11 protein-coding genes and 1 pseudogene are annotated in these 11321 nt (G+C 56.7%); 4 read left to right on the top strand and 8 right to left on the bottom strand.

Going from position 1 to position 11321, the window contains the following annotated elements:
- The 4 genes from HJ536_RS20440 to HJ536_RS20425 form a co-directional block, all read right to left on the bottom strand.
- On the bottom strand, positions 1 to 1612 hold a 1612-nt coding region (locus HJ536_RS20440), incomplete at its 3' end, for a recombinase family protein (protein ID WP_177159238.1).
- A 467-nt stretch (positions 1613 to 2079) separates the two neighbouring features.
- The gene (locus tag HJ536_RS20435) at positions 2080 to 2346 is read right to left on the bottom strand and encodes a hypothetical protein (protein WP_177159237.1); all 267 of its coding nucleotides are present in this window, start codon (positions 2344 to 2346) and stop codon (positions 2080 to 2082) included.
- A 236-nt stretch (positions 2347 to 2582) separates the two neighbouring features.
- The gene (locus HJ536_RS20430) at positions 2583 to 3008 is read right to left on the bottom strand and encodes a hypothetical protein (protein WP_177159236.1); all 426 of its coding nucleotides are present in this window, start codon (positions 3006 to 3008) and stop codon (positions 2583 to 2585) included.
- A complete protein-coding gene (locus HJ536_RS20425) occupies positions 3008 to 3556 on the bottom strand; it encodes a hypothetical protein (RefSeq protein WP_177159235.1) in 549 nt (182 codons plus the stop codon). The genes HJ536_RS20430 and HJ536_RS20425 overlap by 1 nt, the downstream gene beginning before the upstream one ends.
- A gap of 735 nt (positions 3557 to 4291) precedes the next feature.
- Between HJ536_RS20425 and HJ536_RS20420 the strand changes: the two genes are divergently transcribed.
- Together HJ536_RS20420 and HJ536_RS20415 are read left to right on the top strand one after the other, a co-directional pair.
- Positions 4292 to 6418: a DNA methyltransferase gene (locus tag HJ536_RS20420; protein WP_177159234.1), complete on the top strand. Its 2127-nt coding sequence runs from the start codon at positions 4292 to 4294 to the stop codon at positions 6416 to 6418.
- Positions 6415 to 7380 (top strand): hypothetical protein, encoded by a 966-nt coding sequence (locus HJ536_RS20415; protein WP_177159233.1) that lies wholly within the window; start codon positions 6415 to 6417, stop codon positions 7378 to 7380. Before HJ536_RS20420 ends, HJ536_RS20415 begins: the two co-directional genes overlap by 4 nt.
- A 166-nt stretch (positions 7381 to 7546) precedes the next feature.
- On the opposite strand, the gene HJ536_RS20410 is transcribed toward HJ536_RS20415, so the two are convergent.
- A complete protein-coding gene (locus tag HJ536_RS20410) occupies positions 7547 to 7735 on the bottom strand; it encodes a hypothetical protein (RefSeq protein ID WP_177159232.1) in 189 nt (62 codons plus the stop codon).
- Between HJ536_RS20410 and HJ536_RS20405 the strand changes: the two genes are divergently transcribed.
- Both HJ536_RS20405 and HJ536_RS20400 read left to right on the top strand, forming a co-directional pair.
- Positions 7727 to 8908 (top strand): plasmid recombination protein, encoded by a 1182-nt coding sequence (locus tag HJ536_RS20405; RefSeq protein ID WP_177159231.1) that lies wholly within the window; start codon positions 7727 to 7729, stop codon positions 8906 to 8908. The genes HJ536_RS20410 and HJ536_RS20405 overlap by 9 nt on opposite strands.
- 144 nt (positions 8909 to 9052) lie before the next feature.
- Complete coding sequence (locus HJ536_RS20400) at positions 9053 to 9478, top strand: hypothetical protein (RefSeq protein ID WP_177159230.1); 426 nt, start codon at positions 9053 to 9055, stop codon at positions 9476 to 9478.
- A gap of 284 nt (positions 9479 to 9762) precedes the next feature.
- Here HJ536_RS20400 and HJ536_RS20395 read toward each other — a convergent pair whose 3' ends face one another.
- The 3 genes and pseudogenes from HJ536_RS20395 to HJ536_RS20390 form a co-directional block, all read right to left on the bottom strand.
- Positions 9763 to 10332 (bottom strand): hypothetical protein, encoded by a 570-nt coding sequence (locus HJ536_RS20395; protein WP_177159229.1) that lies wholly within the window; start codon positions 10330 to 10332, stop codon positions 9763 to 9765.
- A gap of 12 nt (positions 10333 to 10344) precedes the next feature.
- On the bottom strand, positions 10345 to 10476 hold the full coding sequence (locus HJ536_RS21150) for a hypothetical protein (protein WP_265575612.1): 132 nt from the start codon (positions 10474 to 10476) through the stop codon (positions 10345 to 10347).
- Positions 10454 to 11181 (bottom strand): annotated as a pseudogene (locus tag HJ536_RS20390) (recombinase family protein). The gene HJ536_RS21150 and the pseudogene HJ536_RS20390 overlap by 23 nt, the downstream one beginning before the upstream one ends.
- Positions 11182 to 11321: the final 140 nt, after the last annotated feature.

Genomic DNA, 11321 nt, shown 5'->3' with positions numbered 1-11321 from the left:
GCTTTAGCGAACAAGCCGCGCCCGAAAGGGCGGTGGCTTTTTTGCTGTCTGAAAAACTCAGCATCTCCAACAACTTGCCCTCGATCTCGAGCGTGTGCCCAAGCTCTGCGTCGTGGCGGATCGTGATCCGGTCGATCAGGTCTGCGAGGATCTCGGAGGCGCGATGCACGATTGACGGGTCGGACAGCGTGTCCGACAGGCTGTCAATCTGCGCACGATAGAGGTCAGCGATGTCGAGCGCGATCTCAGGCGCGGCATTGCCGAGGGCTGCCAATTCGGCGGTGAACGTAGCCTTGCGCTCTTCAGCGTCCTTCAGCATCGCATAGACGCTCTCGGTGGCGTGGTCGGCTGCGATGGCGCGTTGGGAGCCGTCGATAGCCTTCTGGGCTTTCGCCAGCGCGCGGAGGAGGTGCGCCTCGGTGTCGTGCCGATTCCGATCCGCCTCTGCCATCTTGGCCGAGAAATCCGCCCTGAAGCGGTCCAGGGCTTCGGGTGTCATCAACTCATCGCGGAGACCTTCGAGCAGGGCAGGCTCGAGGCGGTCCAGCCGCAGGCCTGGCTGGCCCTTGCAGACGGCAGGGCCTTTCTCTTTGGCGTTGGCACAATAGTAGGCGCGGCGATCTCCGGCACCGGCGACAGTCATGTTGCCGCCGCATAGGCCACAGCGCACGAGGCCCGAGAGCAGATACTTCTTACGGCGCAGCGCGACAGGGGCCGCGGTAGAAAGTGTTTTGCGCTGGCCGCCTTGGCGCGCCTTGACGGCCATCCACAGGTCCTGTTCGATGATCCGCAGGTCGGGTACATCGGAGCGCAGAATCTCCGCTTCGGTGCGGTGGCGTGCATTCCGGCGATCGGTCTCAGGGTTCTTCTTGTTGCGCAGCCGGTTCCAGATCCGCTTTCCGATGTAGAGTTCGTTGTTCAGGATGCCGGTGCCCTTGCTGGCGTTTCCATAGATCGTGTTGACGTTCCATCCTCCGCCGCGCGGCGCGGGGACGCCTTCTTCGTTGAGTTGGTAGGCAATCGCTCGGGGGCTCGTGCCGTCGGCGAACGCGCGGAAAATCCGGCGAATGATGGCTGCCTGATCTTCGTCGATGACCAGCTCTCCGGTCTTGCGCAGGCCGGTGATGGGATCGGCGGGGATGCGATAGCCGAAACTCAAACCACCAGCTGATTTGCCATCCTTGATGGTGCCGACTTGTCCGCGGTGCGTCTCTTGGCTGATGCGCTTGAGTTGCATCGCATCCATCGTGCCCTTCATGCCGATGTGAATCTCTTCGACCAGCCCGTCGTTCTTCGTGAAGATCTCGGTGTCGTGGTATTCGCAGATGGCGTAGAGGTGCGCGGAAAGTTCCTGGCTGCGGTTCAAGCGATCAAGGCCTTCAGCAAGGACGACATCGACGATGCCGGTCTTGATGAGGTCAAGCATCCGGTTGTAGTTCGGACGGTGCCTTTTTTCGCCCGAGATGGCCTCGTCCTGGAAAACTTCGAGCACATCCCAGCCATTGGTTTCCGCGATCTCTCGGCAGAGAGCGATTTGATCGCGGGCGGATTTGATATCCTGAATATCGGAGGAAAAGCGAGCGTAGATTACGGCGCGGCGGGGTGTGGTCATTCAAATCGCTCCCTTTTTATCCATCTCGATAAACGACACAGGTTAGCGATCTGTTTACCCCTCACCGAAAGAGACGATGCGCTCGCCCTCAAGCGCAAGTATCCTGAAACCACTCCGTTCGGTGTTGCCGTCTTTGCCTCCCGCTCCTGCGAGATCCGCTTGGCTGCTGCTTCGGCGAGAAGGTTGATCAGACGTTCGAGGGGCATCGCTCTTTCCTTTGCTGTTGGGGCAACCGCAAAACCGACACGCCGGAACCGGCCTTGGCCCCCGCGCGATAAACCCGATACGCCCGCAGGCCTCCTGCGGGCGTTTTGGTTATCGGCGGTGGGCAGTCAAAGGCGCGCCGACGGGAGCAGCAGAGGGATTGGATGTCGGCGCGCCGGTCGCCGGGTGATCCGGTCCGGCGACGATGGCTGCGCTGATGGCGCGACCCTCAAGGCGGCGCCCCCATCAGGGGCGCCGATGCGTCAAGCGTCCAGCAGTTCGTCCGATACAATGATCGCCGCCACGATATCGAGGGTGTTCAGGATCATGCGCATAAACTCGGCAAGGACTTCAACCTGAACACGCAGCGCCATTGCCGATGGATCGAGTTGTTTCATCATCGGCGGTTCATAACGGCCGATGACAACCCTGGGACGCTCTTCGAACGGCACTTCGCTGGTGCCCGCGAGGATGCGTGTGTTGACGATCTCTATGAGCGTTGCGATGTCGTTTGCCAGTTGCGGGTGCAACAGGAGCGCGCTGAGATCGTAGCAGCGATGCGCAGAGCTTCGGGCCTGTCCTCGTCAGGAATGCGTGGGACGATCTCCTTGTGGATAAAATCCTTCATCCATCGGCCACGGCTGAGGGTCTCGGTCAGCGCGTCTGCAAGGCGGTTTCTCAGGGTCTCTGTGATGGTCATTGGGGGGTCTTTCTGATTGTGTTGAGAGGTCGCGGCGCCAGAGTATCCGGCGCCGCAGAGACGCGATCAGGCGCGGCGAAGGTCAGCCGCGATCTGGATTGAGGCTGCGAGGTCCTGCACTTCGGACAAGCTGAAGTGGAAATCTGCGAACAGCTCGACGACCTTGCGCAATTCCACCGCGCCGCTATCGAGGCGCGCAACAAGGGCTGGGTAATCTTGCCCGATGCTGCCCGCCGTCGGTTCCATAGTGGGCCCGGCCTCAATCCGGTCCGCGATGGCGTTCAGCAAATGCAGCAGGTTCTGCTCCGTCTCCATCGCGCAGGCGCATTCGGGGCGCAGGCTATCGGCAAAGCGCAGTGCATTGCTGCGGTCCGGTTCCGGAAGATGCGGTGCCACCCGATGCCGGATGTGCCAGGGCAGGATGCGCGCATAGCTCACTGCCTCGGAGATCGATGAGGCGAGCCGGTCTTCGAGGATCTCAATAAGGTTCATCAGCAATCTCCCATCAGAAGATCGGGCGTGAGCATATCGCGGCGACCGTCCGGGAGGGTCCGGCTAGCATGCCGCGCCAGCCGTTTTGCGTCGCGGAACTCGGCTGCCATATCGCGCTCGGCCTGAAATCGGGCGCGCAGGTTCTGCATCGCTTCGAACGCCCCGCCGGACAGATGGCCGAGCACAGGCGTGTCGCGATGCGCAAGATTGAACGCACTGTGCCCGATTGGTACCATCACGCGCCGGATGCCGACAAAGCGCGTCGGGCCCGTGATGCCCGCGCTGGTGATCTCTTCATCGACAGCGACGACAAGGTCGCGACCACGATTGGCCTTCCCGTTCGAGGTGGTGCCATAGGCCAGCGTGGCAAGCGTCAGCTGGCCGACTTGCCCAACCTCGAGCACGAGGCAGGGGCGCGCCTTTGGGCGTTCTCCAGTGGCTTTGCGCTCGCTCATCGGGAAGCGGAACGAAACGATATCGCCGGGGGCCAGCATCGCCTCCCAGCTCGGGGCTGTGTTGTCGTTTGCGGGGGTGGGTTGGTCGAACATCGACGACTCCTGTATTCGAGAAATCGTCGCGCCTCCCGATCCGTCCTCCCTTTCCATTCTATCGAGGGGGCTGGATCTTCGTGCGCGACACAAAGTCTGCGCATGAAAATCCAGTGCCCCGCTTCCTTTGTTCGCGATGCTACACAGCCTTTCCCGGTCATCAGCTATGGATATTCTGTTGAGCCACCGGTGACCGAGAGAGCGTCGAGAGGGGCGCACCCTCTCGACCCCGCCGGGATGGCGAGCAAAGCGGGGCCCGGGGAGAGGTGCGGAACAATCTCACCGGGAGCAAGGAGGGTTCGGGAGGGGTGCGGAACGCTCGCCCGGGAGCGCGAGAGGGTTCGGGGGAGAGTGGGGAACGGCTCCCCCGGGCGCAAGGGGGCCTCGGGGCAGTGCAGAACTCGCCCCGAGCCGTCGGAGACGCCGGACAGGTGCAGGAGAATGGCGAATGGTCTCTTGCCGTCCTCCGCGTAGGAGCGCCCGCTGCGCAGGCGGCCCCCGGCAGGGCGGGGACCCGGGGCAGCGCCCCGGGCGAACGCGTAGCTGGAACGACGACCAAAGGGAGGAAGTGCCAGCTACTTGGTGAGTAAGCGGTCGACGCAGAACTGGCGCGCAGCGAACGTCTCAAACTGATGCTATCTAGTGCTGAAGCATTAGGGCAAGGCTGGACACTTTCTGTCGTCCGCGATACGAAAATAGCTCCAAAACGACGAAAAGATGGACGCTGGGTCGGGAATGCAAGAGAATTACTCAAACACGAATAAAATTGTTTCGGCTCGGCTCAAGCTAAACCTCACAGTTAAGGAATTAGCAGAAAAGTTGGGTACTTCGTTCTACGCAGTCAGCAGATTGGAACGAGGTGACGTTGAGCCTGATGGAGATTTTCTAAGAAAGCTGGCACAACTTACCGGGGAAGCCGTTGGCGATAATCCAGAGAGTGGTGCTGAAGAAAAGATTACAAAATTTGAGTCTTCGGGATTGAAGAGAAGGAGGCAAGTAACCCTTCCATTGTTCCAACACAACGACTGCCTTTTTATGGATGAACCAAGGGCCTCCTTAATGTCAGGCCTTTCCGAAGGTGGCTTCGTTGACGATGGCGAAAGTGCCCTATCTGATATTTTATCTCGCCGATCAAATGCTGCTAGAACCGCCGAAACTCCTTTGGAAAGTGAAATTTCGGCTGGGAAGAATACTTACACTTACGATGCACATACATATCACACCAAGGTTCCGCCTCAAGGAATTGCAAGTGTAATTGCAAAGTACCTTCCAGATGGAGGGCTTGTGCTTGATCCGTTTGGTGGAAGTGGAATGACAGCGGTCGCATCCAACTACATTGGATGTGATGCAATCATCAATGAACTTTCACCTGCGGCCTGCTTTATTTCGCATAATTTTTTGCAAAAAGTCGATGTTGACGAGTTTGGTTCTTACGTGCGTTCAATCCTCGACAGCTTACAGGGCCTGCGAGAGCAGTTATATGGCACCACGTGCAGAGAATGCGGGGCACATGCTGAAATCCAGTTTACAGTTTGGTCCTATGAGCTCGAATGTAATCATTGTGGGCGCGAATTCATCTTATGGGATCATTGTAGAAAATATGGAAAGACTATCAGGGAGCATAAGCTTTTAAAAAAGTTCCCTTGCCCCCACTGCGGTGAGGAAGTAAATAAATCCTATCTCGTGAGGCGAGAATCTTATCCGGTTTTTCTGGGATACAAATGCTGCTCGAAGAAAATTGTTGAGCGCCCTCTCCTCCCTGAAGATCACGCAAAAATTGCGAAGGCCTGCGATCTTCTGGAGGTGTACAAATCAGATTTCCCTGATTTTTCGCTGCCGGACGGGGTAAACCTAAATCAGCCAAAGAGGCATGGGCTGGATTCTGTCGCTAAGTTTTATACCGACCGAAATCTGGTTGCGTGTGCAGCCCTTTGGCGAGAGATTAGAAGGATTGAAGACCCAAATATGGCTAGCGCGCTCGCTTTTGCGTTTACCTCCTTGTATCAAAGGGTCACGAAACTGTCCGAGTACAGATTCTGGGGCGGTAGTGGAAATACGGCCAATTTTAACGTTCCGCAAATTTCAAATGAGGCAAATGTTTTTGTCACATTTGAAAGGAAATCGAGAAGTATCTCTGATCATTTCGCAACGACGGGTGAGAAATACTCAGGTAGATCGCTTGTTCGAAATGGTAGTGCAACCGATTTGAAATTCTTGCCGGATGAGTGCGTTGATATGATATTTACAGATCCGCCCTTCGGTGGAAATATTAATTATAGCGAGATGAATACTCTCTGGGAAGCATGGTTGGGCGCCTTTACCGATTCTACTAACGAAGCCATCATGAACAAATCTCAGGGAAAAGGCGTTGAAGAGTACCGTGCCCTAATGAGCGATAGCCTGAAAGAGGCCCATCGCGTACTGAGAACAGGACATTGGATGGTTTTGGTCTTTATGAATTCATCCGAGAAAGTTTGGACGGCACTGAGGAGTGCTATTGTTGATGCTGGGTTTTCGATCGAAAAAATTAGCATATTTGATAAGCAGCACGGAACGTTTAAGCAGTTCGTGAGCGAAAATGCAGCTGGGGCTGATCTAATGATCCATTGCAAGAAGAGCACCAAGACGGTTCTTCCTGTGGGGGGGGCAGAAAAGTCGGAACTTCCTGTTTGCGATTTTGTTGAAACCCAGAAAGGTAAGGTGCCGATAATGCCATTCCTTCACGTTAATCGCAACTCCGAAGTGGATTATCGTACGCTTTACAGCCGCTACATTTCTGCTGCTTTAAGGGAGCAGCGTCGATTTTTAGACTTTTTTGAGTTTCGAAAATTGGCAAAAAATTCTTTGGAGAGTGATAAATGAATACGTTACCTGTTTTTTCGCAAGAAGAATTCGAGAGGGCGAAACTACTCCTCGCAGCGCAAGTTGCCTCAATGATGGGGCGCAAGCTTGAGGAAGGTGATTGGAGTGATGTGTATTGCAAGGCGAAAGGGATTCCTGTTGAGAGTTGGAGTAATCTCCATATTGATGTAAATTTCAACGGGCTCGGAGTTGAATTTAAGATGCTTCGAATTCCCCGGTTGAAGGGGCGCCCAATGAAGGAGGCATGTGGGACTACTTTAATGCACCCTTCAGCAACTCGATCTGTCAGAATCGATGACACAAGCCTCCCAGCAAATGATGTTATGCGTGACGTATTTGCTCAATACTCCGATTTGATTTCTGCACGCGCAGATCGGGTTCGAGAGAGTAGTGGTTGTGATCAGGTTGACATGCGTTTTGGTTGGCTTCTGTGGGAGGATGAGCTTAAGGAGTTTCTTTATTTTGAGGAGAAGATGATCGCGCCGAATTCTGACGATTTTTACGCTGAGTGGAGTGAAACGGGTGCTCGAGGACAGCGGAAATCGAGTAAGAGCTTATGGGTTTATGAGAAACGGACTGGGAAGAAGAGATATTCAGTTACAACAAGTGCTGGAATAAAAATACAACCGTATTTTGATGTGCCTTCCTCAGCCGATCCGAACCTTGTTCACTTTAGAGTCCAGTCGGAGCCGACTGATCGCAATACAACGATTATGTGGGTTTCTGGGGGTACAGCGGAGGCATTAAAAAGCCGTCTTGGTACCCTGGCCCCCGAAGTTGTAGAAAGTTCAATTCTGGATTCGATTGAGCGTGATGAACCGAATGATGAGTTTGGCCTTGATGACGTAGGGGCAGCCATCGCAATTGAAATAGATAGCGATGTATTTGAACGGTTTGCGCAGCATTGGGATGCTGTTAACGATGACCACAGGCTTCAATTGCTGATGAAGTTTCTATCGTAGACCGTCATTACACAGTACGCGTTGAATTGGGACACCTCGCGTCTGCCAGAGTTTGGCCTTTGTTCCCGTTCTTCGCCGTACGAAGAATTTGTGAAGTTCTCGCAACTCGGCATGCGATGAACCCACTTCCTTTCCTCCACCAACGCGGAGGAAAGGGATGGACGGATCACAGGTCAAGCAGCACCCGGTTGTGCTGCGTTTCGAAGGGATGTTCCCGCATCAGTTGGGGAAGGTCCAGATGCACGGGCAGCGCTAAGGCGGGGATCTCGGGCACGTTGATACGGCGCGCCCACCGCTGATCGGCGGATTTGACTGGCTGGTCAAGGCGCAGGCCGAGATCGACTGGATGCGGCAAGAGAACTTTGCCGACGAAATGGCGTCTTTGGAACGGCGGAAGCGGAAGTCGGACATCATCAAGCGGATGTCGGAGGGGGCGAAAGACCCGTGGCGCGCGTCCCAGCACGGTCCGCTGCGCGAAGTGATCCTGACCGCGAATAAGCAGTTTTTCGCAGACGGTGTGGCGGTTTTCGACGACGAGCGTTCGGCAGAAGATGACTTTCGTGATCTTGCTGTCGCCTGGCTGAGGCAACATTTCGGTGAGGATTGCATCTATGCGCGCGAGGACGTGGACGAAGAAGCCTACCACATTCACGCGATCATCCTGCCGCGCACCCTCGAGGTCATGACCCGCACGGACAAGAAAACGGGCGAGGTGAGGGAAATCGCGCGGCGACATATGCTGCTACCGTCAAAGCACCCGATGATTGCCGACTATGAGGCGGCGCAGGACAGTGTCGGGGCGTGGTTCTCTGAAATCGGACTGGTGCGCGGGGAGCGACGCAAGCAAGCTTGGCGCGACGCTGTCGCCGCAGGCGAGGAGCCGCGTGAGAAGCGGCGCCATGTGAAACCTCGGGTCTGGCGGGAGCGGGAGGAGGCAAGGTTGGCTGCCGAGCGGTCGAACCTTGAGGCAGACCGTACGGAGGTTGGCAAACTGGAGATCGCCATTGCGGCTCGGGCCGAAGTTGTGTCGCAGCGCGAGGCAGATGTTGCTGAGCGAGAAGCGGACGTCGAGGCGGTGATCACCGTTGCCAATGCCGTTGCCGATGGGGTGATTGAGGTCGATACCGAGGGTGTGATTGCCGCACCGGCGGATCGGGCTGCAACGCCAGCAACCGCGGCAGCGATCGGCGCCAGCAAGCAACGACCGAAGCCCGTCCAACGCCTGCTTGCGGGCCTGGGTGAGGCCGTCGGTCGGATGCGTGGTGATCTGGCATCCCAAGTCGAGAAAAATGTTCGGGCTGAGTATCAGGATGCCTTTACGGAACTCTCGGCGGTCGCTGGATTGGCGCAGGATATCCTCGATGTCGTAGAGCCGAGTTTGCGAGGAAAAATCTCGCAGAAACTGTCCGACCTCCGCGCCCATCTTTCGGCGGCGGGTCGGTTCGCTTCGAGGGCAATCGTCGGCCTTGATCGCCGTCCTGAATCGCAGCCGGATGCGAAGAAAATCGAAAAAAGAAATGAGCGTTAACAAGGGGATGATGGTTCGGGCGAAAAAAGCTCTTCCGAACCATTACAACCCAGTTCGCAAGTCGAAACATATACTTCTCGAGGCGGGGTTTCCCCAGTCTCTCCCCACAAAAACTGGGGATTAACTTATTGAAAGGTATGGAAAATGAACCTTCCCGCTCTCGACCATGAAATGCTGAAAACCGATGCAACCACCCGTGCATTCAACACCTTCCTGAAATCGGCTGGCAAAGCGACGGTCAAGTTGACTAAGGCTGAAATCGAACGCCAGAAAGCATTCGGTGAGACGATGAATTCCTTTCTTAAAGAACTTGATGACGAGGCTCGCGCGGGCTTCTTTATCGCCTTCGAAAAGGTCGCGAGCGGCCCGAATAAGCGCCGGATTGCGGGCCACCCGCAGCGCCCGAATGCGCTGATCGACGCCATTCTTTCAGAGGCTGGCGAGATGCCAGTAGAGGCAGAACCTCAGCCGGATTCCCCATCCGTGGCAGGGGGCAAATCCGTGTCCGGCAAGTCGAAGGCGACCACGGACGCTTCAGACCCGTTTGATAGCGAGACGCCCATATCCTGAGGGCGTTCGCGGCCTGGCGAAAGCAGCGATAGGATTTCATCGCGTTCAGTCAGTCTGGCCCAAGCCTCTTTTAATGCCTGACGAAGTTCGTCGGCATCCTTCAATGCAGCGTTCAGGTTTGTCCTGAGCACTGCATTTCCTGTTGTCAGTTCAGCACATTTGCCTGTGCCGTTGGTCATTTGCGTCTTTCGCAGCCGTCAATAACAAAAGTAACAGCGTTACAAATGTTACTAACGGCTTTGTGCGCCGAGATTTTGCGCGTTTCGGCCTGAAGGGGCACACATTTAAGGGATTCTGCGTGGGATCGGGATCGGATGTGTTCGCGAAAGGCCAAATCCTGCTCCCGCAACCAGCTTTAGCGAACAACCGTTCGATACATAGCCCGCCCCTCCGGCGGGCTTTGCTTTTGCGAGCATCTCCAACAGCTTGCCCGACACATCCAGCTCATGATGCTCGCGATCGCCGTCCCAGGTCACGACCACGCAGTCGATCAAGCCATGCAGTTCATCTGCCGCAGACCCCGACACCGCCTCATCCATCAGTGTGGACGACAGGTTGTCGACATAGCGACGATAGAGGGCAGGGAGGTCCAGCAGCAGCTCCACCGGGGCTGGCACGAGGCTGTCATGCACATCGCGTAGTGCGGTCAGTTCCGCATCCACCTTGTTCAGGCGTTCCACGATGGGCTTGGAGTAGCCTCCATCCTCGACGGCGGCCATAAGGACGGCGTGCTTCTTATCCAAGTCGCGGATCTTGCGATCATGGGCCTTCAAGGCCTCGCGAGCTTCTTCCTGGTCGCCTTGCAGGCGCGCTTCGAACTGGGCCGCGAAACGCTCATAAGCTTCATCCGGCATCAGTCCGTCCCGCTAACCGCTCAGCATCGCCTCAGCCGCTGCGGGCTCCTTGACGCCGGGCATTCCCGTGCAGACCGATGCGCCCTTCTCCTTGGCATTGGCGCAGTAGTAGCGGCGCCGCTCACCCTTGCCAGCGACGGTCATATTGCCCCCGGCACTGGCCGCAGGTCAGCAGGCCGGACAGCAGATACTTCCGCCGTCGCGCAGCCTGCGCGGCTTCCGCCCCGCGCTTGCCCTCGGCCTCTGCCTTGGTGCGGCTATTGTCGATTAAATCCTGACGGGCCTTCACAAGGTGCCAGAGGTCATCCTCGATGATCTGAAGATGCGGTTTGTCGGTGATAACCCATTCCGCAGGCGGGTTCCGCTTGGAAATCTTGCGCCCGGCCTCTGGGTGCTTCTGATAGCTGAGACGGTTCCAGACATCTTGGCCGAGTAGAGCTCGTTGTTCAGGATACCGGTGCCACGGGACCGGTTGCCATAGATAGTATTGCTCTTCCAATGACCACTGCCCTTGCCTCTTCCACGCGGAGAGGGAACGCCGCGCGTATTGAGGTTTGCCGCAATCTCGCGCGGGGATTTGCCGGCGGCATAGTGCTCGAAGATCTCGCGAATGACCGCGGCCTCGGTCGGGACGATATCCTTGACGCTGCCGGTGCCCTTGCCGCCGACCTCGGGCAGGAGGACAGAGCGGTAGCCATAGGCGCGGCCGCCCGTGTTCTTACCGGCCTTCGCGCGCCCTTCAAGGCCACGGCGGGTCTTGTGCCGCACCTCTTCCAGGAAGAGCTGCGCGAAGGTGCCGAGAATGCCGATGTCGAAGATGCCGAGCTTGCCTCGGTGCAGCTGATGCATCTCCACATCCGCGTATCGCGCGCGCTTGTGAAGGTCATCAGGGACTCCAAATCGCGCGCCTGTCTGACGTCAGCGCCAATGGGACAGTTTAGGTTGGTTTGATAAGAGAGGGTTTCTGGCACATCGTAACCACGAAGGAG

Source organism: Donghicola mangrovi (assembly GCF_013377535.1).
In the GTDB taxonomy this organism is placed as follows: Bacteria; Pseudomonadota; Alphaproteobacteria; order Rhodobacterales; family Rhodobacteraceae; genus Donghicola; species Donghicola mangrovi.
Note: the sequence above shows the minus strand (reverse complement) of the source record. Positions and strands in the feature narration are given on the sequence as shown.